General features: G+C 70.5%; 28 protein-coding genes. 14 read left to right on the top strand and 14 right to left on the bottom strand.

The window, feature by feature from the left end; translation table 11 throughout:
* Positions 1–5: 5 nt before the first annotated feature.
* Genes J3S20_RS19185 through J3S20_RS19165 form a run of 5 tightly spaced genes read left to right on the top strand, consistent with a single transcriptional unit; the run spans position 6 to position 2,941 of the window.
* Positions 6–503: a GlcG/HbpS family heme-binding protein gene (locus J3S20_RS19185; RefSeq protein ID WP_216838107.1), complete on the top strand. Its 498-nt coding sequence runs from the start codon at positions 6–8 to the stop codon at positions 501–503.
* Positions 490–1,488, top strand: coding sequence for a Bug family tripartite tricarboxylate transporter substrate binding protein (locus tag J3S20_RS19180; protein ID WP_216838106.1), 999 nt, complete (start codon positions 490–492; stop codon positions 1,486–1,488). Before J3S20_RS19185 ends, J3S20_RS19180 begins: the two co-directional genes overlap by 14 nt.
* Positions 1,485–1,703, top strand: a complete 219-nt coding sequence (locus J3S20_RS19175; protein ID WP_216838105.1) for a hypothetical protein — start codon at positions 1,485–1,487, stop codon at positions 1,701–1,703. The genes J3S20_RS19180 and J3S20_RS19175 overlap by 4 nt, the downstream gene beginning before the upstream one ends.
* A 3-nt stretch (positions 1,704–1,706) precedes the next feature.
* The gene (locus J3S20_RS19170) at positions 1,707–1,997 is read left to right on the top strand and encodes a hypothetical protein (RefSeq protein WP_216838104.1); all 291 of its coding nucleotides are present in this window, start codon (positions 1,707–1,709) and stop codon (positions 1,995–1,997) included.
* Complete coding sequence (locus tag J3S20_RS19165; protein WP_216838103.1) at positions 1,994–2,941, top strand: N-carbamoyl-D-amino-acid hydrolase; 948 nt, start codon at positions 1,994–1,996, stop codon at positions 2,939–2,941. Before J3S20_RS19170 ends, J3S20_RS19165 begins: the two co-directional genes overlap by 4 nt.
* Before the next feature lie 26 nt (positions 2,942–2,967).
* Here the strand turns inward: J3S20_RS19165 and J3S20_RS19160 are convergent, their stop codons facing one another.
* Positions 2,968–4,518, bottom strand: coding sequence for a GGDEF domain-containing protein (locus J3S20_RS19160; RefSeq protein ID WP_216838102.1), 1,551 nt, complete (start codon positions 4,516–4,518; stop codon positions 2,968–2,970).
* 205 nt (positions 4,519–4,723) lie between these two features.
* On the opposite strand from J3S20_RS19160, the gene J3S20_RS19155 reads away from it, so the two are divergent.
* Complete coding sequence (locus J3S20_RS19155; RefSeq protein WP_216838101.1) at positions 4,724–5,689, top strand: N-carbamoyl-D-amino-acid hydrolase; 966 nt, start codon at positions 4,724–4,726, stop codon at positions 5,687–5,689.
* A gap of 69 nt (positions 5,690–5,758) precedes the next feature.
* Positions 5,759–6,517: a M15 family metallopeptidase gene (locus J3S20_RS19150; protein ID WP_216838100.1), complete on the top strand. Its 759-nt coding sequence runs from the start codon at positions 5,759–5,761 to the stop codon at positions 6,515–6,517.
* Positions 6,518–6,524: 7 nt separating this feature from the next.
* Here the strand turns inward: J3S20_RS19150 and J3S20_RS19145 are convergent, their stop codons facing one another.
* Entirely contained in the window at positions 6,525–7,205 is a 681-nt protein-coding gene (locus J3S20_RS19145; protein ID WP_216838099.1) for an aspartate/glutamate racemase family protein, read from the bottom strand.
* Positions 7,206–7,444: 239 nt separating this feature from the next.
* Here J3S20_RS19145 and J3S20_RS19140 point away from each other — a divergent pair, with 239 nt between their 5' ends.
* Genes J3S20_RS19140 through mtnA form a run of 3 tightly spaced genes read left to right on the top strand, consistent with a single transcriptional unit; the run spans position 7,445 to position 9,524 of the window.
* Positions 7,445–7,936: a DUF983 domain-containing protein gene (locus J3S20_RS19140; RefSeq protein ID WP_216838098.1), complete on the top strand. Its 492-nt coding sequence runs from the start codon at positions 7,445–7,447 to the stop codon at positions 7,934–7,936.
* Entirely contained in the window at positions 7,929–8,420 is a 492-nt protein-coding gene (locus J3S20_RS19135) for a UPF0262 family protein (protein WP_216838097.1), read from the top strand. The genes J3S20_RS19140 and J3S20_RS19135 overlap by 8 nt, the downstream gene beginning before the upstream one ends.
* A 15-nt stretch (positions 8,421–8,435) precedes the next feature.
* On the top strand, positions 8,436–9,524 hold the full coding sequence (gene mtnA, locus J3S20_RS19130) for an S-methyl-5-thioribose-1-phosphate isomerase (RefSeq protein WP_216838096.1): 1,089 nt from the start codon (positions 8,436–8,438) through the stop codon (positions 9,522–9,524).
* On the opposite strand, the gene J3S20_RS19125 is transcribed toward mtnA, so the two are convergent.
* Positions 9,506–9,721 carry a hypothetical protein gene (locus J3S20_RS19125; RefSeq protein ID WP_216838095.1) on the bottom strand — a complete coding sequence of 72 codons (216 nt, stop codon included), beginning with the start codon at positions 9,719–9,721 and terminating at the stop codon, positions 9,506–9,508. The two genes, mtnA and J3S20_RS19125, sit on opposite strands and share 19 nt — an antisense overlap.
* 226 nt (positions 9,722–9,947) lie before the next feature.
* On the opposite strand from J3S20_RS19125, the gene J3S20_RS19120 reads away from it, so the two are divergent.
* Genes J3S20_RS19120 through J3S20_RS19110 form a run of 3 tightly spaced genes read left to right on the top strand, consistent with a single transcriptional unit; the run spans position 9,948 to position 12,162 of the window.
* Entirely contained in the window at positions 9,948–10,787 is an 840-nt protein-coding gene (locus J3S20_RS19120) for a transporter substrate-binding domain-containing protein (protein WP_216838094.1), read from the top strand.
* Positions 10,788–10,810: 23 nt separating this feature from the next.
* Positions 10,811–11,491: an amino acid ABC transporter permease gene (locus tag J3S20_RS19115; RefSeq protein WP_216838093.1), complete on the top strand. Its 681-nt coding sequence runs from the start codon at positions 10,811–10,813 to the stop codon at positions 11,489–11,491.
* Entirely contained in the window at positions 11,488–12,162 is a 675-nt protein-coding gene (locus J3S20_RS19110) for an amino acid ABC transporter permease (protein ID WP_216838092.1), read from the top strand. The genes J3S20_RS19115 and J3S20_RS19110 overlap by 4 nt, the downstream gene beginning before the upstream one ends.
* 10 nt (positions 12,163–12,172) lie before the next feature.
* Here J3S20_RS19110 and J3S20_RS19105 read toward each other — a convergent pair whose 3' ends face one another.
* From J3S20_RS19105 to J3S20_RS19075, 7 genes are all read right to left on the bottom strand, one after another.
* Entirely contained in the window at positions 12,173–14,140 is a 1,968-nt protein-coding gene (locus J3S20_RS19105; protein ID WP_216838091.1) for a methyl-accepting chemotaxis protein, read from the bottom strand.
* A 68-nt stretch (positions 14,141–14,208) separates the two neighbouring features.
* Positions 14,209–15,339, bottom strand: coding sequence for a CaiB/BaiF CoA transferase family protein (locus J3S20_RS19100; protein WP_216838090.1), 1,131 nt, complete (start codon positions 15,337–15,339; stop codon positions 14,209–14,211).
* Entirely contained in the window at positions 15,336–16,169 is an 834-nt protein-coding gene (locus tag J3S20_RS19095; RefSeq protein WP_216838089.1) for an HAD family hydrolase, read from the bottom strand. Before J3S20_RS19095 ends, J3S20_RS19100 begins: the two co-directional genes overlap by 4 nt.
* A 2-nt stretch (positions 16,170–16,171) precedes the next feature.
* On the bottom strand, positions 16,172–17,335 hold the full coding sequence (locus tag J3S20_RS19090; RefSeq protein WP_343215250.1) for an acyl-CoA dehydrogenase family protein: 1,164 nt from the start codon (positions 17,333–17,335) through the stop codon (positions 16,172–16,174).
* A gap of 67 nt (positions 17,336–17,402) precedes the next feature.
* Positions 17,403–17,996 (bottom strand): LysE family translocator, encoded by a 594-nt coding sequence (locus tag J3S20_RS19085; RefSeq protein ID WP_216838088.1) that lies wholly within the window; start codon positions 17,994–17,996, stop codon positions 17,403–17,405.
* Between the two features lie 37 nt (positions 17,997–18,033).
* The gene (locus tag J3S20_RS19080) at positions 18,034–18,390 is read right to left on the bottom strand and encodes a hypothetical protein (protein WP_216838087.1); all 357 of its coding nucleotides are present in this window, start codon (positions 18,388–18,390) and stop codon (positions 18,034–18,036) included.
* A 136-nt stretch (positions 18,391–18,526) separates the two neighbouring features.
* Complete coding sequence (locus J3S20_RS19075; protein ID WP_216838086.1) at positions 18,527–19,993, bottom strand: N-acyl-D-amino-acid deacylase family protein; 1,467 nt, start codon at positions 19,991–19,993, stop codon at positions 18,527–18,529.
* Between the two features lie 92 nt (positions 19,994–20,085).
* On the opposite strand from J3S20_RS19075, the gene J3S20_RS19070 reads away from it, so the two are divergent.
* Positions 20,086–20,280, top strand: coding sequence for a hypothetical protein (locus J3S20_RS19070; protein ID WP_216838085.1), 195 nt, complete (start codon positions 20,086–20,088; stop codon positions 20,278–20,280).
* Here the strand turns inward: J3S20_RS19070 and J3S20_RS19065 are convergent.
* From J3S20_RS19065 to J3S20_RS19050, 4 genes are all read right to left on the bottom strand, one after another.
* Complete coding sequence (locus J3S20_RS19065; RefSeq protein ID WP_216838084.1) at positions 20,277–21,293, bottom strand: serine hydrolase domain-containing protein; 1,017 nt, start codon at positions 21,291–21,293, stop codon at positions 20,277–20,279. The genes J3S20_RS19070 and J3S20_RS19065 overlap by 4 nt on opposite strands.
* Positions 21,294–21,380: 87 nt before the next feature.
* Complete coding sequence (locus J3S20_RS19060; protein WP_216838083.1) at positions 21,381–23,033, bottom strand: hydantoinase B/oxoprolinase family protein; 1,653 nt, start codon at positions 23,031–23,033, stop codon at positions 21,381–21,383.
* Positions 23,033–25,114 (bottom strand): hydantoinase/oxoprolinase family protein, encoded by a 2,082-nt coding sequence (locus tag J3S20_RS19055; RefSeq protein ID WP_216838082.1) that lies wholly within the window; start codon positions 25,112–25,114, stop codon positions 23,033–23,035. Before J3S20_RS19055 ends, J3S20_RS19060 begins: the two co-directional genes overlap by 1 nt.
* Positions 25,111–26,376 carry a Zn-dependent hydrolase gene (locus J3S20_RS19050; protein ID WP_216838081.1) on the bottom strand — a complete coding sequence of 422 codons (1,266 nt, stop codon included), beginning with the start codon at positions 26,374–26,376 and terminating at the stop codon, positions 25,111–25,113. Before J3S20_RS19050 ends, J3S20_RS19055 begins: the two co-directional genes overlap by 4 nt.
* Positions 26,377–26,385: the final 9 nt, after the last annotated feature.

Genomic DNA, 26,385 nt, shown 5'->3' with positions numbered 1-26,385 from the left:
GGGGCATGAGCACCGAGGGCTACTACATCAAGCACCTGGCGGTGGATCTCCGCCTCGCGGTGGCGGAACACATCGCCGATGCGACGCTGGCCGCCGGCCGGCAGGCGGCGCTGCTGCCGCTGACCGTGGTGGTGCTGGATGCCGGTGGCCATGTGGTGGTGCAGAAGCGGGAGGATGGCTCCGGCATCCTCCGCGCCGAGATCGCGCGCGGCAAGGCGCATGGGGCGCTCGGCATGGGCATCGGCAGCCGCGTGATCCGCGACCGGCTGCGCGACCGCCCCGCCTTCCAATCGGCCATTGCGGCGGCCAGCGAAGGGCGCTTCATCCCGGTGCCCGGCGGCGTGCTCATCTGCCGCGACGACGGGGCGGTGATCGGCGCGGTCGGCGTCTCCGGCGATGCCTCGGACAAGGACGAATATGCGGCGATCGCCGGCGTGCATGCCGCGGGCCTGCTGCCCCATCCAGAAAATCCCGTGGAGAATTGGCGCGATGCCGGACTTTAGCCCCACCCGCCGCGCCCTGCTGGCCAGCGGCGGCGCCCTGCTGGCAGCCCCCAGCATCGCCCCCGCCTGGGCGCAGGATTTCCCCGCCCGGCCGATCCGGCTGGTGATCCCCTTCCCCGCCGGCGGCCCCACCGATGTCTATGCCCGCTTCTATTCGGAGCGGATGTCGCGCGAGCTCGGCCAGCCGGTGGTCACCGAAAACCGAGGCGGCGCCGGCGGCGCCATCGGGTCGCTGGAAGTGGCGCGCGCCCGGCCGGATGGGCATACGCTGCTGTTCGGCACCGCCTCCACCCACGCGCTCTACAACCTGGTCACGCGCCAGCCGCAATACGATGCGCAGCGGGATTTCCAGGCCGTTGCCATGCTGGGCGGCGGGCCGCTGTGCTGGCTGGCGCATCCGGCCCAGCCGGCCACGCTCACGGACTTCCTGGCGGCCGCGCGCAGTGCCGCCCCGCCGCTCGCCTATGGCTCGCCCGGCACCGGCACGCTGATGCACCTGGCGACCGAGATCGTGAAGCGGGAGGGCGGCGGCGTGCCGCTGAACCACATCCCCTATCGCGGCGCGGCGCCGGCCATGAACGACCTGGTCGCCGGCACGCTGGCGCTGGCCGTGAACACGCTGGGCGCCGGCCTGCCGCTTCACCAGGGCGGCCGCGCCCGGATGCTGGCCGTGGCCTCCGCCGCCCGTGCGCCGCAGGCGCCCGATGTGCCGACGGCGGCCGAGGCGCTGGGCCGCCCGGGCTTCACCGCCGTGCTGTGGCACGCCGTCTTCGCCCCGCCCGGCCTGCCCGCCCCGGTGCTGGCCCGCCTGTCCCAGGCCAGCAATGCGGCGCTAGCGGATGCCGCCTTCCGCACCAGCCTGGCGGCCGCGGGGATCGAGGCCGCTTCCCCCGGAACGCCCGAAAGTGCCGCCACTGCCATCGCCGCGGAGGTCGATCGCTATCGCCCGATCGTCGAGGCGATCCGCCCGGAGCTCGACGCATGAACCCCGCACAGCCACAGCACGATGAGGATGAGGAGGAGCGGAAGGCCGGCTTCCAGGGCCACTACATCCTGATCGCGGCCCTCGTGCTGGTCGGGATCGGCGTGGCCGCCTTCGAGGTTCTGGGCCTGCGGGCGGATGACGTTGGCGGCGCCGGGTATCTGGGCTTCGGCGCGGTCGCAGGGCTCATCGTCCTGCGCGTCATGCTGCGGCCCTGAGGCGTGGCGGCCAACCGCCCGCCGGGGCAGCGCTGGGTCAAGCGCCCGCCCCGCCCCTCCCGCACCACCCTGCCCGGCCCGCCGCCGCGAGTCGGGCCGGGGCGCATCCACCTGCTGATGGCGATCGCGACCGGGATCGCGACCGGGATCGTCGGCGTGGTGCTGGCGCAGCTGGCCGGCGCGCGGCCGGGGGTGCCGGGCTTCGCCGCCGGGCTCGGCTTCATACTCGGCTTCATCGTGCTGTGGCGCGGCTTCGGCGGCACAAGGCAAGACATCAGGAACCTGTTCAAATGAGCCGTCTTCTCCGCCTCGCCGGCGCCCAGATGGGCCCCACCCAGCGCGCCGACAGCCGCGCCCAGACCCTGGCGCGCCTGGTGGCGCTGCTGGAACAGGCGGCGGCACAGGGCGCCAAGCTGGTGGTCTTCCCGGAACTCGCCTTCACCACCTTCTTTCCGCGCTGGCCGATGGACCGCGACGCGCCGGAACTGCTGGCCAGCTTCGAACCCGCCATGCCCAATCCGCAAGTGCAGCCCCTGTTCGACCGGGCGCGGGAGCTGGGGGTGGGCTTCTACATCGGCTATGCCGAGTTGACCCCGGACGGCCACCGCTTCAATTCGGCCATCACCGTGGGCCCGGACGGGCAGATCCTGTTCAAGTACCGCAAGATCCACCTGCCGGGCTCGGACCAGGTGAAGCCGGGCCAGAAGTACCAGCAGCTCGAAAAGATGTATTTCGAGTATGGCGACATGGGTTTCCCGGTGGCACGCGGTCCGCAGGACTGGGGCCGGCCTGTGCTCGGCATGCTGGTCTGCAACGACCGCCGCTGGCCGGAGGGCTGGCGCTGCCTCGGCCTGCAGGGGGTGGAGCTGGTGATGGTGGGCTACAATTCCGCCGCCTATGACCCGAATGGCGGAGAGGGTGAGAGCGAGCAGCTGCGCACCTTCCACTCCATCCTGGCCGCACAGTCCAATGCCTATATGAACGCCACCTGGGCCATCGCGGTCGCCAAGGCCGGGGTGGAGGACGGCGCCGGGCTGATCGGCGGTTCCGTGATCGTGGACCCCAATGGCGTGGTGGTGGCGCAGGCCAAGACCACGGCGGATGAGGTGATCCTGGCCGAAATCGACCTGGATGCCTGCCGCCAGGGCAAGGAGAAGATGTTCAACTTCGCGGCGCATCGCCGGCCGCAATGGTATGGCCGGATCGTCGAGCAGGTGGGGGCGGAACCGCCCGCCTGAGGCCGCGTCAGCGGAGGAAAGCCGCGTCAGCGGAGGGAAACGGTCTCGGCCTTGCGCAGCCGCTTCACGCGATACAGCTCGGCATCCGCCTTGGGGATGCCCGCCTCGATCCCCGGCGCGTCGCGGGGGATGATGGCGATGCCGATGCTGCAGCCCAGCTGCATGCGGCCCTCGGAGGTTGTCAGCCCCTCGGTCAGGGCCGCCTGGAAGCGCGCCGCCACCTCCGCCGCAGCCGACTCCGCCATCGCCGCGGGGCCACGCAGGCAGACCAGGAATTCGTCGCCGCCCATCCGCACGGCGCAGTCGCCCATGCGCAGATTGGCCTCGAACCAGCTGCCGATCGCGACCAGGACCGCATCGCCGGCGGCATGGCCCAGCCGGTCGTTGATCGGCTTGAAGCCATCGAGGTCCAGCGCCAGCAGGGCGCAGTCGCGTTCCGCCGCCGGATTGGCCTCGCGCCAGGCGGCGAAGCCGGCGCGGTTCAGCAGGCCGGTCAGCGGGTCGCGATAGGCGGTGTTGCGCAGCCGCTTCAGCGTCGCCGCCAGCCGGTCCAGCTCCTCCGCCGCATCCCGCCCGCCGGGGCCGTCATTCATCGCCCGCAGCGCGGTGCCGAAGCGCGCCACCACGCTGCCGGCCAGCAGCCCGCCGGCCGCGGCAAGGCCCAGCGTGCCGAGCGCGAGCCAGAGGCCGAGTGTCCAGAGCGGCTCCAGCACCGCGGCCATGTCCCGTCGCGCCAGCACCACCCAGCCGAGGCCCGGATGATCCGCCGTGCCGCGGGTGGGGGCGAAGCCGGTCAGCGGGCCATCCGCCTCCTCCTGCCAGCCATCCTGCAGCGCCTGGCGCGCGCGAAGGATGGCGGTGCCCGGCACGGCCTGGCCCCGCTCCGCCTCCGCCCCCAGGAGAAGATTGCCGTCGCTACCCGCCACCAGCAGCTCGGGCGCCGGGCGTTCACTGGACAGGCGCAGCATCTCCTGCCGCACGCCCTCGGCCCAGAGCCAGTTCATATGGCCCGCGACCACGCCCCGCAGCTGGCCATCCGCGCCGATGACGGGGGCGGCGGCATCGACGAAATAGGCACCGTCCCCGCCCTCCGAAGCCGGCAGCAGCCGCGCCAGCAGCACGGCCGGGTGCACATCGCCCAGGTAGAGGCCGCGCAGCCCGCCGCCGAACCAGGGGCGGGCAGAGACGTCGCGCCCCTCCAGCAGCCCGCCGGTGGCGGCGATCACCCGGCCATCGGGGCCGGCGAAGCCGATCCAGGAGAACTCTGGCGAGCGGGTCTGCAGATCCTCCAGCAGGCGCCGTGCCGCGGCCGGGTCGGGCGGGTCCTGCTGGAAGGCGGCGAAACGCGCAAGGAGGGCGACATCGCGGGCCCAGGCGCTGAGGCCTGCATCCAGCCGGGCGGCCATGGCACCGGCCACCGCGGCCAGGCGGGCGCCGTGGTCCTGCACCAACCTGTCCCGCTCCCGCATCAGGGCGACGGTGGAGAAGACGGCGCCCAGCAGCAGGCAGAGCGCGCCGGTGATCAGGGTGGTGCGCAGGCGCGATGCGAAAACCGGGAGCTGAACAGGTTTCGCCAAGGCTGACACCGTAGGAATTGTCCTAGGCCCACATACTGCAACCATGGCGCGTGGAAAAGGTGATTTCTTAACCTATGATCAAGTACGCGCCGTGCTTTAACACCCACGTCAAAGCCCCGCTGCCGGGCGATGTGCAGGGGGGTGGGGCTGGCCTTGCCCCGCCCGCTCTGGCATCTGCCGGCCACCAGCCGTGAGAGACCACCCGATGTCCCGTCGCCTCGTTGTCGCCGCCGCCCAGATGGGTCCCATTCAGAAGGCCGAGGGCCGCGATGTCGCCGTGGCGCGCATGGTCGGGCTGATGGAGACCGCGGCGCGCCGGGGGGCGGAGGTGGTGGTCTATCCCGAGCTCGCGCTGACCACCTTCTTCCCGCGCTGGTACCATGAGAACCTGGCCGAGGCGGACCACTGGTACGAGCATGCGCTGCCGTCCAACGAGACGGCGCCGCTGTTCGACGCGGCGCGGCGCCTCGGCGTGGCTTTTCATCTCGGCTACGCCGAGAAGACGGCCGACGGTCATCGCTACAACACCGCGGTCTTCGTGCATCCCAGCGGCGAGATCGTGCTGAAATACCGCAAGGTGCACCTGCCCGGCCACGCGGAATACGACCCGGTGCGCACCGTGCAGCATCTTGAAAAACGCTATTTCGAGCCGGGCGACCTCGGCTTCCCCGTGGTCCGCGCGCCGGTCGGCAGCGCCGGGCCGGTGAATGTCGGCATGCTGATCTGCAACGACCGCCGCTGGCCGGAAGCCTGGCGCGTGCTGGGGCTGCAGCAGGTGGAGCTGGTCATGCTCGGCTACAACACGCCCAGCCTGAACATGGAAAACCGGGGCTTCGAGGCGCATCACCTGCGCGTCGCCCATAGCCACCTCTCGATCCAGGCCGGCTGCTACCAGAATTCCTGCTTCGGCGTCGGCGTCGCCAAGGCGGGGACGGAGGACGGGCACGAGCTGTTCGGCCATTCCATCATCGTCAATCCGCAGGGCGAGATCATGGCCCAGGCCACCAGCTGGGCGGATGAGGTGATCGTCGCCGATTGCGACCTCGGCATGTGCGAGCTCGGCCGCAGCACCATCTTCAACTTTGCCCGCCATCGCCGGCCGGAGCATTATGGCCGCATCACCGGCCAGACCGGCAGCGAACCGCCTTCCGTCTGGTCGCCCAAGGCCTGACGCCCCCCTGGCTGGTGAAGCCGGTAGCGCCGCGTTACCCTAGAGACCCTCCCCAAAAGGTCGTTCCGCATGAGTGAAGCTTCCGCCTACCCCGTCCTGTATCGCGTCATCGCCAATACGGAGCTGCGCGAGGGGCCGGGACCCGACCAGAAGGCGATCCGCACGCTGCCGATCGACCAGGTGCTGGTGCTGGTGGGAGAGGTCGCGGAAGGCTGGCTGCCGGTGGAGGCGCCCTCCGGCCAGCAGGGCTTCGCCCCGGCCGGGCTGCTGCGCCGCCAGGTGGCCGGTGCCAAGGCACCGCAGCACGTGACCGAGACCTTCCCCTGGCGGAATGTGGACCGCGTCAACCGCGACCCGAAGATGCTGCACCCCGCCTTCCGCAACCGCGCCCTGCGCACCGTGGCCCGGCTGAACGCGGAGGGCATCCCCTTCGGCATCTATGAGGGCATGCGCGGCCCCTGGCGGCAGAACCACCTCTATGCCTCCGGCCGCAGCCGCACCGGCCGCATCCTGACCCCGGTCCAGGCCTTCGAGAGCCTGCACCAGTACGGCCTGGCCGCCGATTTCGTGCTGGCGCTGGAAGGCCGCTGGTCCTGGGATGCGGATGAGGGCCAGGCCCGGATGTGGGACCGCCTGCATGCGGTGGGCGCCGATGAGGGGCTGGTCTCCAAGCCCGGCGAGACGCCGCATCTGCAGCTGGCGGATGTGGATCTGGCCGACCTCAAGGCGGGCCGGCTGCCGCCGAACACCGACCCGGCCTGGACCACCGCCTATACCTGGATGGTGCAGAGCTGGGACGGCAAGCCGGCCGGCCCGAAGCTGAAGTAGGCCGGCGCTACTCCGCCGCCTGGGCAAGAACCCGGGCGGGCTGCGCCGCCACCACCGCCTGCAGCGCCAGCGCCACCGCCGCCTGGCAGGGCTCGATCACCGGGATGCCGCAGGCCTCCTCCACCGCCGCGCGGTGGAAGGCCATGCCGGCGCAGCCGAGGATCACCGCCTCCGCCCCCATCTCCGCGATGCGCCGCGCTGCGGCGATCAGCGCGGCGCGGGGCGCGGCGGGATCGGTCAGCACCTCCATCGGCAGGTTCAGGGGGATGTGGCCGAGCAACCTGCCCTCCACCCCCATGGCCTGCAGCGCCCGGCGCTGCCGCGGCAGGGACGGGTCACCGAAGGCGATAATGCCGAAGCGGTCGGCGCGCGCCAGCGCCGCGGCCACCGCGCTGCGCAGCGGGCCGAAGACCGGCGCGCGGGTGACCGTCCGCACCGCATCCACGCCGGGGTCGGAGACGCAGGCGATCACATAGGCGGCAGCGGCCTCCCGCTCCACCAGCCGGCAGAGCGGCTCTGCCACGCCGAACCAGTCCCGCCAGGTGACCACGGCCGGCGGGCCGCCTTCCAGCTGCGTCACCTCGATCCGCGGCAGGCCGGGGGCGCGGAAGCCGTCCAGCGCGGCGTCGATGCCGCTGGTGCAGCTGGCGCTGCTGTTCGGGTTGATCACCAGGATCCGGTCCGCCATCCATCCGCCCTCCCGCAAGGGCCGAACCTCGCGCCCTGCCTCGCGTTGGGACAGGATCGCCCTGCACGGATCCCGTTGCAAGCGGGCGGCATGCCGAAGGCCGCCAGGCTCGTCTTCGTGGCGCCTGGGCCGCGCCAAGCTTGATCGGTTGCCTCCGAGACGACATATTGCATCGCACAACGGCCGCGCCTGCCACCGGGCACTCCAGTGGCAGGCGACAAGGCCGAAAGGAACGCCTCATGACGCGCTGGGAGCCCACCCGACCGGCACCCGCCTATACCGAGACTCCCCCCACCTCCTTCTGGACGGCGGTCAGCCGGGGTGCGTGCAACCGCTGCCCGGTCTGCGGCGAGGGCAAGGTCTTCAAGGGATTCCTCCGGGTCGTCGACAATTGCGAGGTGTGCCAGGCCCCGCTCGGCGCGCTGCGCGCGGACGACCTGCCGCCCTATGTGACCATCTTCGTGGCCGGCCATATCCTGTTCCCGCCCGTGCTCTGGGTGGAGAAGGCCTGGATGCCGCCAATGTGGCTGCACATGGTGGTCTGGCTGCCGGCTTTCGCCATCGCCTGCACCCTGCTGCTGCGACCGATCAAGGGCGCGACCGTGGGCTGGATGGTGCGGCTGGGCTTCGAGGCACCCGAGGAGGCGACGCCGCTGGGGTCTGCGCCGTTGGGGGCGTCCCCCAAGGGGGTCGCAGCGCCGCCGGGACCGCCGCGCCAAGACCATGCCTGACAGCCAGCCCGCCGGTCTGCGCGACCTGATCCGCATCGAACTGCCGGACGGCCATGCCCTGCTGCCCAGCCCCTATGCCGAGGCCGATCGGCGCCAGGCGGTGGAGGATCTGCTGGCCGGCAACCGCTTCCGCCCGGCCGGGCTGGGCCCGGGGCCCTTCGGCCTGGCCATCGCGGTGCGCGACGGGCGGCTGATGCTGGAAATCCGCGACGCGGCGGATGCGCCGCTGCATGCGCTGGTCCTGGCGCTGGGTCCCTTTCGCCGGCTCATCAAGGACTACCACATGGTGGTCGAGAGCCATGAGAAGGCGGTGGCCGAGGGCGGGTCGGAGGCGCGCATCCAGGCCATCGACATGGGCCGCCGCGGCCTGCACAACGAGGGCGCGACCCTGCTGACGGAACGGCTGGACGGCAAGGTCGAGATCGATTTCGAGACGGCGCGGCGCCTCTTCACCCTGGTCTGCGCGCTGCACCAGCGGATCTGAGGCAGCGGACTGAACATGAAGATCGACGGCATCTCCTATCGCAGCGTCTGGGTCGAACCCAGCGACGGCTGGTCCATCCGCATCTTCGACCAGACCAGGCTGCCCTGGTCGCTGGAGGTGCTGCGGCTGACCGTGCCCGGCCAGGTGGCGCAGGCCATCCGCAGCATGCAGGTGCGCGGCGCACCGCTAATCGGCGCCGTCGCCGCCTATGGCGTCGCGCTGGCGCTGCGCCAGGACGCCTCGACCGAAAACCTGGAGCGCGTGGTGGCGGAGCTGGGCGAAACGCGCCCCACCGCCATCAACCTGCGCTGGGCGCTGGCCCGCATGCGCGCGGCGCTCCACAATCTGCCGGCCAGTGAGCGCGTGGCCGCGGCCTATGCCGAGGCGGCGGCGATCTGCGACGACGATGCCGAGACCTGCCGCCGGATCGGCGAGAACGGCCTGCCGCTGATCGAGGCGGCCGCTCAGGGCAAGGACCGGGTGAACATCCTCACCCACTGCAATGCCGGCTGGATCGCAACGGTGGATTGGGGCACGGCGCTGGCGCCCATCTACATGGCGCATGACGCCGGCCTTCCGGTGCATGTCTGGGTGGATGAGACCCGCCCGCGCAACCAGGGCGCGGCGCTGACCGCCTGGGAACTCGGCAAGCACGGCGTGCCGCACACCATCATCGCCGACAATGCCGGCGGGCACCTGATGCAGCATGGCCAGGTGGATATGGTGATCGTCGGCACGGACCGCGTCACGCGCCAGGGCGACGTCGCCAACAAGATCGGCACCTACCTGAAGGCGCTGGCGGCGCGCGACAACGGCGTGCCCTTCTGGGTGGCCCTGCCCCATTCCACGCTGGACCTGACGGTGGGCGACGGCGTGGCGGAGATCCCGATCGAGGAGCGCAGCGGGGCGGAGGTCACCGACCTCACCGGCCGCACCGCAGATGGCCGGATCGAGACCATCCGCGTGGCGGCCGAGGGCAGCGCCGCCGCCAACCCCGCCTTCGACGTCACCCCGGCGCGGCTGGTGACCGGGCTGATCACGGAACGCGGCCGCTGCGCCGCCTCCGAAGAAGGGCTGCGGGGGCTTTACCCCGAAAAGGTCTGATTCGCGGCCCGGCCCCGGCCGGAGGGCTCCAGCAGCCAGAGGCCGGCCACCAGGGAAAGCCCGCCGAAGCCGGCCAGGCAGGCGGCGGCGAACAGGGGCACGCGGCCTGGCAGCGTTGCATCGCCCAGCACCAGCGTCACCGTGCCGAGGATGGCGACGAGGCCGAGACCGACCAGCAGAAGCGCGAAACGGGGCATGGCGAGGTTCCAAAAGGTCCGTGCTGACATGCTGGGTTCTACGCGCAGGGCTTGGCCCCGGCGCGACGCTGTCGCGGCAGGATTGGGGCAATCGCCGGAGTATTATGAAAATCGCTCCACATTTGCCCCGAAATGCGGCAGCCGAGGGTCCCTGGAGGTTGCGCCGAATCCCCCGCGATGGGATCGTCCGGCCCGGGAGACAACTTCATAAATCGGGAGCTTCACCATGCGCCGCCTGCTTGCCGCATGCCTTTTCGGCATGGCCTTCACCACCACCGCTGCGCTCGCCCAAGGCCAGCCGCCGCTGCGCTGCGCCGTGGACGGAACCTTCGCGCCGCATGCCTTCCCGACGCTGCAGGGCGGCGTGCAGGGCTTCAACATCGACCTGTTCCGCGAAGCCGCGAAGCGCATGGGCCGCGAGCTGACCATCGACAGCGCCAGCTTCTCCGGCCTGATCCCGGCGATGAATGCCGGCCGCTACGACTTCCTCTGCGCGCCGACCACGGCGACGGCGGAGCGCGCGGCGAATATGCTCTTCACCGAGGGCTATCTCTACACCGCCTTCCAGTTCGGCATCCGCCGCGGCAGCGCGCCGATCCGCAGCATGGACGACCTGCGCGGCAAGGCGATCAGCGTGAACAAGGGCAGCGCCTATGACGCCTGGGCCGCGGCGAATGCGGCGCGCTACGGCTTCACCGTGCAGACCTACGACACGCAGACAGATGCGGTGCAGGCGGTGACCTCGGGCCGCGCCTACGCCAATCTCGGCGGCAATACCGTGGTGCGCTACGCCGCCACCCGCACGCCGCAATTCGTGGCCGACTTCGTGATGACCGACACCCGCGCGCATTGGTCCGCGCCGCTGCCGCTGGGCGCGACCGAGATGCGCGTGCAGCTCGAGAATGCGCTGGAATGCATGAAGCGGGACGGCACGATCGCACGCCTCTCGCAGCAGTGGTTCGGCACGGCGCCGGCGGCGGATGATGCCGAGAACACCGTCTTCCCGGGCACCGGCGTGCCGGGCCTGGCGGGCTACGACCCGGCGCCGCGCGAGCCGCGCTGCTGAATGCAGCTGCGGGGCCTGATGGCATGACGGGCTGGCAGGCCTTCGCCCAGAACTTCCTCAACCCCGAGGTCGCGGCGCAATACGCGCCGATGATCCTGGCGGGGTTGGGGGTGACGATCCTGCTGGCGGTGCTAGTGATCCTGGCCGGGCTCACGCTCGGCCTGGCGCTGGCGGTGCTGCGCGCCTTCGGGCTGCGGGTGGTGAACTGGGGCATCATCTTCATCGTCGACGTGTTCCGCGCACTGCCGCCGCTGGTCATCATCGTGCTGATCTATTTCGGTCTGCCCGCGGCGGGGCTTTCCATGTCCGGTTTCTGGGCGACCTGGCTCGCCCTGACGCTGGTGCTGATGGCCTTTGCGGAGGAGATCTTCTGGGCCGGCATCTCGGCCGTGCCGCAGGGCCAGTGGGAAGCCGGCCGGGCTTTGGGCCTGCACTTCCTGCCGACATTGACAAAAATCGTGCTGCCGCAGGCGATCCGCATCGCGGTGCCGCCGCTGGTCAACCGCACCATCGCCATCACCAAGGGCACGGCGCTGGGCAGCGTCGTCGCGGTTTCCGAAATCCTCGGGGCGGCGCAATCCGGCATGGCCTTTTCCGGCAACCCGACGCCGCTGACCCTCGGTGCGCTGGCCTATATCGTCCTCTTCATCCCCGTCGTCATCGCCGGGCGCTGGATCGAGACGCGCTTCGCGTGGCGCCGATGAACGACTTCGTCCAGGCCTTCCTCAACGCCGAGATCGCCGTCGCCTCCTCCCACCTGCTGTGGATCGGGCTGCTGCAGACCATGCTGCTGGCGCTGATGACGGTGCCGCTCGGCATGCTCATGGGCGTGCTGCTGGCGGTGCTGTCGACGCAGAAGACCCCCTGGCTTCGCTGGCCGCTGATGGCCTTCACGGATTTCTTCCGCGCCATTCCGCCGCTGGTGCTGCTGATCTTTCTTTATGCCGCCCTGCCCTTCGGCGGCATCGACCTCGGCGCCTGGGGCTCCGTCGCCCTGGCCTTCCTGCTGAACACCGGCGCCTATTATGCCGAGATCCTGCGCGCGGGCATCGAGAGCGTGCCGCGCGGCCAGCCCGAAGCCGCACGCGCGCTGGGGCTGAAGCGCTGGCAGGTCTGGATCTTCGTGGTGCTGCCGCAGGCGGTGCGCAACGTCCTGCCCGACCTGATCAGCAATACGCTGGAGGTGGTGAAGCTGACCTCCATCGCCAGCGTCGTCGCGGTGCCGGAACTGCTCTACCAGGCACGCCAGGCGCAGAGCATCACCTACAACGCGACGCCGATCATGGTGGCGGCGGTGATCTACTTCCTGCTGCTCTGGCCCTTCGTGCGGTTGCTCTCGCGGCTGGAGAACCGGCGGATCGCCGGGCGGAAGTAGCGCGCCGCCATCACGCGGCGCGCATGGTGCCGAGGAAGGTCGCGACCTCGCTGCGCAGGCGGGTGGCCTGACGCGACAGGCCGCTGGCTTCCTGCAGCAGGCCGCCGGCGGAGGCGCCGGCCTCCTGCGCCGCCTCGGCCACGCCGCCGATATGGCCCACTACCTCGCTGGTGCCGCGCGCCGCCTGCTGCACGTTGCGGGCGATGTCGCGGGTGGCATTGCCCTGTTCCTCCACCGCCACGGCGATGCCGCGCGCGATCTCCGCCATCTCGTCGATCACCTGGCCGATGCTGCGGATGGCGCCGACCGATTCCGCCGTCGCCGTCTGGATTTCGCCCACCTTGGCGCCGATCTCCCCGGTGGCGCGCGCGGTCTGCTCGGCCAGGTTCTTCACCTCCGCCGCCACCACGGCGAAGCCCTTCCCGGCCTCCCCGGCGCGAGCGGCCTCGATGGTCGCGTTCAGCGCCAGCAGATTGGTGCGGGCGGCGATGTCGGAAATCAGCCGCACCACGTCGCCGATCTGGTTGGCCGCCGCCGAAAGCCCCTGCACGCGGCCATCCGTTGCCTGCGCCTCGGCCACCGCGCGGCTGGCGATGGCGGAGGAATTGACCACCTGGCGCGAGATCTCGTTCACGCTGGTGGCCAATTGCTCCGTCGCCGCGGCGACGGTCTGCACATTGGCGCTGGCATCCTGGGTCGCATCGCTGGCGGCGCCCGCCTTTTCGCTGGAGCGTTCGGCAAAGGCGGTGAGCCCCTTGGCGGAGCTCTCCATGCGGCTGGCCGCGGCCGCCACCTGTTCGATGATGCCGCCGATCTCCGCCTGGAAGTCGCTGGCCAGCTTGCGCATATCGGCCTGGCGCTGGGCGGCGGCGGCCCCTTCCGCGGCGCGCTGCTCCGCCTCCAGCCGCCGCACGGCCAGGGCATTGTCCTTGAACACCTGCACGGCCCGCGCCATGGCGCCGAGCTCGCCCCCCTTGCTGAGGCCCGGGATCTCCGTCTCCAGCCGCCCGCCGGCGAGGTCCGACATGGCGCGCGTCATGCGATCGATCGGGCCGGCGATGGCGCGGCCGAGCACCGCCGCCAGCAGCATCACCAGGGCCAGCACGCCCAGCGCCAGGCCGGCGAGCCAGGCGCGCTCCTGCGCCGCCTCGGCCTCCGCCCCGCTGCGATCCAGCAGCAGTTCCGCCACCGCCACCGTGTGACCCTGGGAATTGCGCAGCGGCTTCAGCGTGACCATCACCGGCACGCCGTCCTGCCGCGTGGCCCAGGGCGCCGGCGGCTGGGTCTGCGCCGCGCGCAGCGCCGCGTCATCCGCCACGCGGCGGAAGCCGGGCGTGGCGCCGAAGGTGCGGATCGCATCCGGCCGCACGGCATGCACCGCGATCGCCAGGCCCGTGGCATCGCGGATCCGGTTCAGCTCGGCCTGGTTGAAGACGGTGGCGACATTGAGCACGCCCACCACCTGCCCGCCCTGGCGGATCGGCACGATGGCGGCGATGCCGGTGCCGCTGACCAGCTGCTCCACCCCACTGCTGGCCGGGCCGCCCTGCAGCACCGCCACCATGTCGGGGCGGCGGGTGGTGATGTCGTCGCCGAAATTGGTCGGTGCATGGGGCCGCAGCAGGGTGACGCCGGGCGGCACGACAAAGGACATATTGGTCACGTCGCCGGCGGCGCGCAGCGCCTCGAAGGCGGGCAGGATGGCGGCGAGCATGGCCTCGCGGTCCTTGGCGGCCGCGGCCGCCTGGACCTGGGGCAGCGCCGCCAGGGCACGGGCCAGGATCAGCTGGCGATGCTGTTCCTCGGCCAGGGCGTCGTCCAGCGAGGCCTCACCCTGCGCCAGGGCCTGGACGGCCGCAGCCGCATGGCGATCCTGCATGGCCCACCAGGACCAGGCCGAGAGGGCCAGGCAGGCGAAGATGGCGGCCGCGGCGAAGCCGCCAGCCAGTTGCAGGCGAATCGAGGCCAGGCGGTTCATGCGGCACTTCCAGTCGATGGCGGCGCGCAGCCTAGCGGCGGGAGGCTAGCCGATCGTAAAGGCCGGCTTCATTCGGCGGCAAATTCGGCGCGGATGGCGGCGCTGTGCGCGCCGAGCGCGGGCACCGGGCCGTAGCTGCGCGCCTGCCCGGCCAGCCGCGCCGCGGGGGCCGCGACAGGTACCGGGCCATTGGGGGTTTCCACCACCAGGCGGCGCAGGGCCGGGTGGCTGGCCAGCTCCGCCACGCCATTGACGAAGCCATAGGCGATGCCCGCCGCGTTCAGCCGCGCCGCCGCGGCATCCCGCGTCAGCCCGGCGAAAGCCTTGGCGACATGCGCATCGACCGCCGGGCGGTTCGCCACGCGGTCATTGTTGGAGGACCAGCCGGGCCGGGTGGCAAGGCCGGGCTCGCCCAGGAAGCCGGCGCAGAGGGCGGCCCATTCGCGCTCGTTCTGGATCGAGATCAGCACCAGCGCCCCATCCGCCGTGGCGAAAGCGCCATAGGGGCAGATGGAGGGATGCGCGAGGCCTACGCGGGCGGGCGCCTTGCCGGTGCCCTCGAAATACAGCAGGGGCACGTTCATCCAATCCGCCATGCCGTCGAAGAGCGAGACGGCGATGCCGGTGCCCTGGCCGGTGATGGACCGCGCGATCAGCGCCTCCAGCACCGCCGCATGGGCGTTCATGCCGCAGGCGATATCGACCACCGAAACGCCGACGCGCCCCGGCCCGGCGGGGTGGCCGGTGATGGCGGCCAGGCCCGATTCCGCCTGCACCAGCAGGTCATAGGCCTTCATCGCGGCGTAGTCGCCTTCCTCGCCATAGCCGGAGATATCGACGGTGATGAGGCGCGGATGTTTCGCGCGCAGCTCCGCGCTGCCGAAGCCGGCGCGGGCCATGGCGCCGGGGGCGAGGTTCTGGATGAAGACATCGGCGCGCGCCAGGATGCGGGCCAGCAGCGCCTTGTCCCCGGGCTGCTTGATATCGAGGGTGAGGGATTCCTTGCCGCGGTTCAGCCAGACGAAATAGCTGGACTGGCCCGCCGCGGCGGTGTCGTAGCCCCGGGCGAAGTCGCCCTCCGCGCGCTCGATCTTGATCACGCGGGCGCCGGCATCGGCCAGCTTCACGGAACAGGTCGGCGCGGCGACGGCCTGTTCCATGGCGACGACGAGAAGGCCTTCCAGCGGCTTGGCAGTCATGGGCGGGGTGTCTCCGGTGCCGTCACCAGGGCGCGGGCCTGCAGCAGGTCGAGCACGGCGAGGACCCGCGCTTCCAGCGGGCCACCCTCCCGGTAATCCGCCGCCACGGCGCAATGCACGCGGCCTTCCTGGATCAGGCGCTGGCCCAGTTCGGGACCGGCCGCATGGGTCGGATTGTAGACGGCGATCGAATGGCCCCCCTGTTCCTTCACCAGCCGGAAGCAGGGGATGTCCGTCTCTCCATCGCCAATGAAGATCATGTTGCTGAAGGGCACCGCCCGCTGGTCCGGCGGCTGATAGGCGTTCACCGCCTTGTTGTCCGCGATGTCCAGCGCGCCCTTGTTGATGCGGAACAGGTACTGCGTCTTGGTGGTGTAGTTCACCGCGATCGCCGCTGCGACGGCAACGCCCGAAGCATCGTAGAGAAACCCCGAGGCGAAGACTTTTGCGAGGTGGCTGCGGATCGGCGTGCCGTCGATCAGCTCCCGCAGGCCGGAGGAGATGACGTAGTGCTGAACGGCGATGCCGCGCGCGCTGGCCGCCGCATCGATGCGGTCGAACCAGCTCTCGACACCCGCGAAAAGCGGTATGTCGCGGCCATGCGCGACCCAGTCCTCGCGTCGCATCGGCAGGCCGGCATCGCGCGCCTCCTGCAGCATCTGGTGCATATAGGTGAGGATGGGGTCGCCCTGCTGGTCCCGCGCCAGCCGCTCCGTCTTCGCCCAGAACACGTCCGGCTTGATGTCCAGCGCCGGCAGGAAGACGTGTTCCTGCATATTCCCCGGCGCGAGCGTGCCATCGAAGTCGTAGGCGATCGCGACGGGGATCATCCTCAGTAGCTCCGCGGCATGCCCAGCACGTGTTCGCCGATATAGGACAAAATCAGGTTCGTGCTGATCGGCGCCACCTGGTACAGCCGCGTCTCGCGGAACTTGCGCTCGATGTCGTATTCCTCGGCGAAGCCGAAGCCGCCATGGGTGTTCACGCAGGCCTCGCCGGCGGCCCAGCTGGCCTCCGCGGCCAGCATCTTGCCCATATTCGCCTCCTCGCCGCAGTTCTGGCCGGCGGCGAATTTGGCGAGGCCCTTCTCGATAATGGCCTCCGCCGCGCGCATCTGGGCATAGGCCTTGGCGATGGGGAATTGCACGCCCTGGTTCTGGCCGATCGGGCGACCGAACAGCACGCGTTCCTTCGCATAGGCGCTGGCCTTGGCGATGAACCACTTGGCGTCGCCGATGCACTCGGCGGCGATCAGCAGCCGCTCGGCATTCATGCCGTCCAGGATGTAGCGAAAACCCTTGCCCTCGGTGCCGAGCAGGTTCTCCGCCGGCACTTCCATATTGTCGAAGAAGACCTCGCAGGAATTGTGGTTCATCATGGTGCGGATCGGGCGGATGGTCAGGCCCTTTGCGGTCCGCATGTCGACGATGAAGGTGGACAGGCCCTCGGTCTTCTTCGTCACCTGGTCCCGCGGCGTGGTGCGGGCCAGCAGCAGCATCAGGTCGGAATGCTCCGCCCGGCTGGTCCAGATCTTCTGGCCGTTGACGATGTACTTGTCGCCTTCGCGGCGGGCGGTGGTGCGCAGCGCGGTGGTGTCGGTGCCGCTGGTGGGCTCGGTGACGCCGAAGGCCTGCAGGCGCAGGCGGCCCTCGGCGATGGCGGGCAGGTACTGCGCCTTCTGGGCCGGGCTGCCATGCCGCAGGATGGTGCCCATGATGTACATCTGCGCGTGGCAGGCGGCGCCGTTGCACCCACTGGCCTGGATCTCCTCCAGGATCGCGGCGGCACCCGCCAGCGGCAGGCCGGCGCCACCGAATTCCTCGGGGATCAGCGCGGCCAGGTAGCCGCTTTCCGTCAGCGCATTGACGAATTCCGTGGGGTAGCCGCGGCGGGCATCCAGCTCGCGCCAGTATTCGCCGGGGAAGCGGGCGCAGAGCTTCCGCACTTCCTCCCGGATCTCGGCATGCGGATCGGTGGCGGGCTGGTGCATGTCCATCGAGGGCGTCTCCCGGGGTTACCCCCGGGATTAAGGCGCGAAAGCGCGGACGTCTACCGCCGCCCCCCTATCGGAGCATCGGCACCAGGCTGGCCACCAGCAGCAGCGCCATGGCGATGTTGAAGGCGCGCAGATGCGCGGGCTTGCGCAGCAGCCTTCCGGTGCCGACGCCGATGCCGGCCCAGACCAGCAGGCAGGGCAGCGTGATGGACAGGAAGACCAGCGAAATCGCCACCACCTGCGGCAGCATGGGCTCGCCCGGCCGGGTGAAGGCGGGCACCACGGCGGCGGCAATCATCCAGGCCTTCGGGTTCACCCATTGGAACAGCGCGCCGCCCACGAAACCCAACGGCGGCTTTGCGGCCCCCTGCCCCACGGCCTGGGGGGGTGGCGCCGTCGCGATCTTCCATGCGAGCCACAGCAGCCACAGCGCGCCGGCCCAGCGCAGCACCTCATGCAGGACCCGGCTGGCCAGCAGCGGCCCCGCCAGGCCCAGCCCCACCACCAGGATCATCCCCCCGAAGCCGAAGGTGATGCCCAGCATATGCGGCCAGACGCGCCGGAGGCCGTGCGCAGCGGCGGAGGCCGCGACCATCAGCACATTCGGCCCCGGCGTGACCGAGGAGGCGATGGCGAAGCCGAAGAGGGGCAACCAGTCCATGCGCGGATCGTGACAGCAATGCTGACGTTCTGAAAGCTCAGTTTGGCGCCAGCGCCATGCGCACCGCAATGGCCTGCACCACCAGCCCATCATGCCCGAGATCGACCTCCGCCGTCAGCACCTGGTCGTCGCTGCGGCGCAGGCGGAAGCGGCAGGTCTCCGCCACGCCGTCCTTCCGCACCGGATGGCAGGTGAAGCCGTAGCGCTGCAGCCGGGCCATCAGCGGGCCAAGATTGGCGCCGGGCGGATGCGCCGCCAGCAGGTCCCGTTGCAGACGCTCCGCCCCCGCCCGGGTGCCGGCCTTCACATAGGGCTCCATCTCCGGCCGGGCGGTCCAGCCGCCGCTGAACAGCTGCGCGCCGAGGAACAGCGCGACCAGCAGCAGCAGCCCCATGATCAGCGCGTTGCGGGCGGTGCGTGGCTTTGGGTCCGGCCGCCCAAGGGGCTGCCCGCTTCCCGTCGGCCCCAGGTCATTGGCCGGGGTCGGCGCAGGCTGGTACCAGGCGCGCGGCCGCGGCGGTGGGAGCGATTCAGCCGCGATGGCGCGTCACCAGCCTGCCCGGCTTTTCCCCGGTGGCCCCGCCCTTGTCGCCGAAGCCGGCGCGGAAAGTGGGCACGCCATTGGCCCAGACTTCCTCGATGCCGATCGAAGGCAGGGTTGGCGTCTCGAAGGTGGCGGCATCGATCACCGTGGCGGGGTCGAACAGCACCAGGTCGGCATAGGCGCCTTCCACCAGCGTGCCGCGATCGACGATGCCGTAGGCCTCGGCGCAGCGGCCGGTCATCTTGTGCACGGCGGTCTCGAGCGAGAACAGGCCGACATCGCGCACGTAATGCCCCAGCACCCGCGGGAAGGTGCCCCAGAGGCGGGGATGCGGATGGGCGTCGTGCGGGATGCCGTCGCTGCCGATCATCGACAGCGGATGCGCCATGATGCGGCGCACATCCTCCTCATCCATCTGGAAGCTGATCTGGCCGGCGGGCGTCAGGCGCTCGGCCGCCGCCTTGATGTCGCTGTTCCAGCCGCGCGCGATCTCATGCAGGTATTTGCCCGCCATCTCGGGGTGCGGGACGGACCAGGTGATCATCACCTTCACGTCGTCGCGCAGCCGGTCCGGCATCAGCACGGTGGAGCCGGCCGGATAGGGGTAGACGTCGTAGGCCACCTCCTGCGTCCGCGCATATTCGGCGATCAGCGGCAGCGTCTGGGTCGAGCGGCCGAAATTCTCCGGCAGCGAGCATTTGTGGTGGCTGATCTGCACGCCGACGCCGGCCTTCTTGCCGATCTTCATCGTCTCCTCGATCGAGGCCAGGACCTTGTCGGCCTCGTCCCGCATATGGGTGGAATAGAGGCCGCCGGTGGTGCGCAGCGCCTCCGCCACCGCGATCACCTCTTCGGTCGTCGCGTGCTTGTTGGGGTCGTAGTAGAGGCCGGTGGAGAAGCCGGAGGCGCCCTCGGCCAGCGACTGCTTCAGCCGCTGGTGCATGTGGTGGATCTCGCGGTCATTGGCGGGGCGCATCACGTCGCCATCCATTGCCTCCACCCGCATGGTCTGGTGGCCGACCAGGGCGTAGGTGTTCACCTCGCTGCCCTGCTTGCGCAGCGCCTCGGCATAGTCGCCGAAGTCGCCGAAGCGCCACCAGCCCTCGGCGCCGATCAGGTCCAGCGGCGGCGGCGGCATGCGCTTGAAGCGCGCCGGGGAGAGGGAGACGCCGCAACAGCCGACGACGACGGTGGTGACGCCCTGGCTGGTCTTGCAGGTGGTGCAGGCGGGGCCGCAGAGCACCGCACGGTCGTCATGCGTATGGGCATCGATGAAGCCGGGCGCGAGGGCGCGGCCGGTGGCCATCACCTCCCGGTCCGCGGAGGCGCCGCCGAGGTCGCCGATCGCCACGATGCGGTCGCCCTTCACGCCGAGGTCGCCGGTGCGCCGCGGCCCGCCGGTGCCGTCGATGAGGGTCGCGTCGCGGATGATGAGGTCGCAGCGGAGCGCCATGCCGGGGGTCCCTTGGATGAGGCGCCGCGATCATGGCAAGCGGCGCCGCTTTCCGATAGGGAGCCCCTGCCCCGCCAGCGCGTTCAGGCCGCATGACCCAGGACAGCAAGACCCCGCCGACCGGCGCCGCCGAGCGCATGAACAGCGCCGACCCCGCCAGCAAGAACACCGCCGACAAGGTGCAGCAGGGCGGCACCACCCGGAACCCGAAGGCGAAGGTGCCCTCCGACCTCTACCCGGACCCGCCGGGTGTGACGGACGAGACAAAGGGTGCGCCGGACGACTAGGTCTCGGTAAAGGCCGGCAGGATGCCCTCCACCAACAGCGCGTGCCGGGTCTGCACCTGGCCGCGGACGCGGGGCACATCGGCATCCGAGGTCATCACCACCGTCAGCCCCAGCCCCGGCAGCAGATAGACCATCTGCCCGCCATAGCCCCAGGCGAAGACCACCGGCTCGCCCCGCGCCTCGGCGATCCACCAGCCGAGGCCATAGCTCTGACCCGACCAGAAGGACTGGCCACGCGGCCGCCACGAGTCGCGCAGGAAGGCCTCCGGGATCACCTGGCGGCCCGCATGGCGCCCGCCATTGCGGCAGCATTCGCCGAAATCCAGCAGCGCCTGGGGCGAGATCGCCATCTCATTGCCGCCGAAGTGCAGGCCCTGCGGGTCCCGCGTCCACTCCGGCACGGCATGGCCGAGCGGCTGGAACAGCCACTCCGTTGCCAGGTCCCGGATGCTGCGGCCGCTGGCACGTGCCAGGACGGCGGCCAGGATGTGGGAGGTGCCGGTGGAATAGAGCATCCGCCCGCCCGGCTCATCCACCATCGGCCGGGACAGCGCGAAGCCCACCCAGTCCCGGCTGCTGACCCAGCGGCCGTAATTGGCGCCGGAGGTCGGCTCCAGCCCCGCCTGCATGGAGAGCAGATTGCCCAGCGTGATGCGCCGCACCGCGGGGTCCGCATCGCGCGGGATGCGGCTGCCGAGGATCGGCGCCACCGGCTGATCCAGCCCGCGCAGCACGCCCCGCTGGATGGCGATGCCGGCCAGCATGGCGAGGATGGTCTTGGAGGCCGACTTGATATTGGTGGGCCGGTCCAGCCCGCCCCCGCGAAACACCCGCTCCGCCATCGGCGTGCCGTTCTGGGCGACGATCAGGCTGCGCAGGCCGGGCGTCTCCCCGGCAAGTTCGAGGCCGGCGGCCAGGCGCCCGGCCGGGGGGCGTGGCTGCGCCCGCAGTGCCGGGGCAGCCATCAGCAAAAAGCCGCCGGCGAGCGCGGCGCGTCGGGTGGTTTCGATCATGCCCCGGAGTTGGGGGCTGCCTCCGCCAGCCCAAGAGCGGCGGAGGCTTCGGTTACACCTTGAAAAGGCTACTAGACCGGAACGGGTTCAGCCGCCGTAGAGCGCTTTCGCCTGCTCCGGGCTGATCAGCCCATCGGCCACGTCACGCGCCACCAGCGCGCGGTCGCGCTGCTTCGGGTCGCCCATGCCGCCGCCACCGGGCAGGTTCAGCAACAGGCGCTTGCCCTTGGGGACAATCTGGAACCCCTTGGTGCGGATGGTGGTGCCATCGGTGTGGCCGACCCAGCCGGCCGCGCCGTCGCCACCGCCGTCCCGGCCCTTGGGCGCATTGGCCACGCGGTCGAAGATGGCGTTCACGGCGAATTCGGCCTCGCCCTTGGTGCCGATCTCCATGACCTTGCCGAAGCCGCCGCGGGTGCGGCCGGCGCCGGCGGAGCCTTCGCGGATCTGGTTCTGCCAGAAGATCACGGGCGCGACGTTTTCCGTCGCCTCCACCGGCATGGTGCGCACGCCGGAGGGGAAGGCGGTGCCGTCCATGCCGTCCTTGGTGGGACGCGCGCCGGTGCCGCCGGAGTTGAAGGTGATGATCTCGAAATCCGGCAGCTCCGCAGCCGCGCCCGAGACTTGGGCTCCGCCCCGCAAGGGCGGGTTCCACAGGGCGGAGGAGCCCTCCGCCGTCACGCGATCCGGCACCGCCTGGTGCAGGCAGCCCATCATCAGGTCCGGCAGCAGCTGGCCGACCACGTGCCGCACCGAGACCGGATAGGGCCGCGGCGCATTGAGGATGCAGCCCTCCGGGATCTCCATGCGGAAGGGAGCCAGGGACGCCCAGTTGTTCGGAATCTCCGGCGCCACCACCACCTTGATGCCGAAGCAGGAATAGGCGCGGCAGTAGGAGGCCGGCACGTTGATACCGCGCCCCGAAAGGCCGGAGGTGCCGGTATAGTCCACCACGATCTCATCCGCCTTCACCGTCATCGCGGCCTTCAGCGTGACGGGGGCCTCGTAGCCGTCCGAGGTGATCTGGGCGGCGTAGCTGCCCTGGGGAATCTTCGCGATTTCTTCCAGCGTCGCCTTCAGCGAGCTGTCGAAGATGTAGCTGGCCAGCGGGTCCAGGCTGTCCATGCCGAACTCGTCCAGCATCTCCACCAGCCTCTTGGCGCCGGCATCGTTGCAGGCGCAGAGGGAGTAGATGTCGCCCTCCAGCTCCACCGGCGTGCGGGTGCCGACGCGGACGAAATCGAAGAGCGTCTCGTTCGGCTTCCCCTGGTCGAAGCACTTCACGATGGGGATATAGAGCCCCTCCTCGAAGACGCTGCGGCCCTCGGGGCCCATGCCGAGGCCGCCGACATCGATGACATGCGCGGTATTGGCAAACAGGCCGACGATTCTGCCGCGCTGGAAGGCCGGCGTGACGACGGTGAGGTCGTGCAGGTGGCCTGTGCCGAGCCAGGGGTCGTTGGTGATATAGTGGTCACCCGGCTTCATCGTCTCGGCGGGGAATTTCGCGAGGAAGTGGCCGACCGATTCCATCATGGAATTCACATGGCCCGGCGTGCCGGTAACGGCCTGGGCGAGCATGCGGCCCTGCAGGTCGAAGACGCCGGCCGAAAGGTCACCGGCTTCCCGCACCGTGGTGGAGAAGGCGGTGCGGATCATGATCTGCGCCTGCTCCTCCACCACCGCGATCAGGCGGTTCCACTGGATCTGCTGCTGGATTTTTGTCAGGGCATCCGACATCACGCAGCCTCCCCGCGGGTGAGTTCAAGGTATCCGAGGCCATCCACGCGGCAACGCCAGCCGGGCCCGACCAGCGTGCTGGTCTCGGCTTCCGCGACGATGCAGGGGCCGGGCACGGTGCAGCCAGGCGGCATCGCGGGCCGGTCATAGACCTGCCAGGGCGCCACCTGGCCCGTGGCCGTGTCACGCACCTGCTGCACGCGGATTGGCGCCGGGGCGGGCGCATCGGCGACGGGCGCGACCGGCTCCACCGCATCCGCCACCGTCGCAACCGTCACCGCGAAGGACAGGATCTCGACATCGCTGCCCGGCACCGGCCGGTCGTAGAAGCGTGTGTATTCGGCATCATAGGCCGCGCGGATCTCGGCCACGTCCTGCACCGTGAGCGGCCGCGCGGGCAGCGCCACGTTGATCTCATGGCCCTGGCCGACATATCGCATAAAGGCGATGCGATGCTCCTCGGTCGGCGCGCCGAAGGAGCCTTCCGCGACAACGCGCGACGCCTCCGCCGACATCTCGGCCAGCAGCGCATTCACCGCATTCACGTCGAAGGTGCGGAAACGCTGGTAGAGGGACTTCACCACCTCATACCCAACCGGCGCCCGCAGGAAGCCGATGGCGGAGCCGACGCCGGCGCCGGACGGCACCAGCACGCGGTCCACGCCGATCTTCTCCGCCACGCGATAGCCATGCACCGGCCCGCCGCCGCCGAAGGCGATGATGCCGCGGCCGCCATAGCCCTTGCCGGATTCGATGGCATGGACACGTGCCGCATTGGCCATGTTCTCATCCACCATCTCGACCACGCCGAGCCCCGCCATTTCCGGCGCCAGCCCGAGCCCGCGACCCACATGCGCCTCCAGCGCATCCAGCGCGGGCTGCACATGCAGCTTCAGCGCGCCGCCCGCGAAGAGGTCCGGCTCGTAGCGGCCGAGCGAGAGGTTCGCATCCGTCACGGCCGGCTTGTCGCCACCGCGGCCATAGCAGGCCGGGCCCGGATCGGCGCCCGCGCTTTCCGGCCCCACCTGGATGCGGCCGAGCGCATCGAGATGCGCGATGGAGCCACCGCCGGCGCCGATCTCCACCATCTCGATCACGGGGATGCGCAGCGGCAGGCCGGAGCCCTTCTTGAAACGCCCGACGCGCGCCACTTCGAAGGTGCGGGACGCCTGCGGCGCGAAATCGTCGATCAGGCACACCTTGGCTGTGGTGCCGCCCATGTCGAAGGACAGAACCTTGGACCAGCCGCGCTGCTTCGCGACATGCGCCGAGAAGATGGCGCCGCCCGCCGGGCCGGACTCCACCAGGCGGATCGGGAAGCGCGCGGCGGTGTCGAGCGTGGTGAGGCCACCGCCCGAGAGCATCATGAACAGCGGGCAGGTGAAGCCGCCGGCCGCGAGGCCCTTTTCCAGGCGGCGCAGATAGCTCGCCATCAGCGGCTGCACATAGGCATTGGCGGCGGTTGTCGAAAAACGCTCCCATTCCCGCATCTCGGGCGAGACTTCGGACGACAGCGAAATGGGCAGGTCCGGCCACATGTCGTGCACGATGGCGGCGGCGCGCTTCTCATGCGCGGGGTTCACGAAGGCATGCAGGAAGCCGATGGCCAGGCTCTCGATGCCCTCGGCGCGCATCACCGCGACCTGCGCGCGCAGCGCGGCCTCGTCCAGCGGCAGCAGGACATGGCCCTCATTGTCCAGCCGCTCCGGCACCGTCAGGCGCCAGCGGCGCGGGATCAGCGGCTGCGGCAGGTCGATATTCAGGTCGTACTGGTCGTAGCGGGACTCATTGCCCAGCGCGAGCACATCCCGGAAGCCCTCGGTGGTCAGCAGCGCGGTCTTCGCGCCCTTGCGCTCGATGATCGCATTGGTGGCCAGCGTGGTGCCGTGAATGACCAGCGCGATATCGGCCGGCGTCAGTCCCGCCTTCTCCATGACCAGCTTCACGCCGTTCAGCACGCCAAGCTCCGGCGCATGCGGCGTGGTCAGCACCTTGCCGGTCCAGCGCTCGCCGTCCCGTTCGACGGCCACATCGGTGAAGGTGCCGCCGATATCGACGGCCAAACGCGCGCCAATGGTCACTGCGCGACCTCGCTCGCCCAACGCGTCACGACGGCACAGGCCTGGGCAAAATCGTCCATCCGCATCGCTTCCTTCGGATTGTGGCTGCCATGTTGGTTGCGGACGAAGATCATCCCCGCGGGGATGCCCGCCATGGCAAAGGCGGCCGCATCATGGCCGGCGCCGCTCGCCATCGCCAGATGCTTCACACCCAGTGAATCGGCCGCGCGCGCCAGGCCTTCGCGGATGGCCGCATCCATCGGCGCGGCGCGGCTGGTGGTCTCGGCGCCGAGTTCGAAGCGCACGCCACGGCGCGCCTCGATCCCCGGCACCGCGTCATACAGCGTCTCCATCAGCAGGTCGCAGCTGCGCGGGTTCACGCTGCGCACATCCAGCTGGAAGCGCGCCTCGCCGGCGATCTTGGTGAAGCCGGCGTCTTCCGTCGTGCCCATGACGCAGAAGGTGACGACCAGCGTGTGGCCCTGCGCCTCCAGCTGCACCCAGCGGTCATCGACGCGATGCGCCAGCTCGGCCAGTGCGATCGCCGCATCGCGCCGGTATTTGCGGGGGGTCGCGCCCGAATGATTGTACTCGCCCAGCACGCGCGCCGCGCGCAGGCGGCGGGAGCCCGGAATGCCGGTGACGATGCCGACCGGCACGCCCTGCCCTTCCAGCACCGGCCCCTGCTCGATATGCAGTTCGAGGAAGGCCGCGGTGTCGTCACTCGAAAAGGTCTTGCCGCCGCGCTCGACGAAGCCCGGCTCAAAACCTTCGTCGCGCATATGGTCCGCCAGCGAGCGGCCATTGTCCTGCCGCTTCACCGCCAGCTCCTCGGCCTTCAGCAGGCCGAGCGCGCCGCGCGAGCCGGGGTAGGAGATCGGGAACCAGCTGCCCGCCTCCTCCGCCCGCACCGCCACCACCGTCACGTCCCGCCCCGGCACGAAGCCCGCGCGCTTCATCCCCGCCACGGTCGCCAGCCCACACAGCACGCCGGCGGCGCCATCGAAATTGCCCCCCTCCGCCACGCTGTCGAGGTGACTGCCGAGCAGCACGCGCTTCGCCGCGCGGTCGCTGCCCGGCAGGGTCATCAGCAGGTTGCCCACGGGGTCGGCGCGGCATTCCAGCCCGATCCCCTCCGCCGCCGCGCGCACGATCTCATGCGCCCGGCGCTCGCCGGCGCCATAGGCGTCGCGCGTGATGCCGACACCGTCGAAACTCGCTTCGCGCAGCTCGTCGAACAGCTTTGCGGCCAGTTCGACATCGGGGGAGAGGTTCGGGATCACAGCGACAAA

The sequence above is a fragment of the Falsiroseomonas tokyonensis genome (assembly GCF_019024325.1).
In the GTDB taxonomy this organism is placed as follows: domain Bacteria; phylum Pseudomonadota; class Alphaproteobacteria; order Acetobacterales; family Acetobacteraceae; genus Falsiroseomonas; species Falsiroseomonas tokyonensis.
Note: the sequence above shows the minus strand (reverse complement) of the source record. Positions and strands in the feature narration are given on the sequence as shown.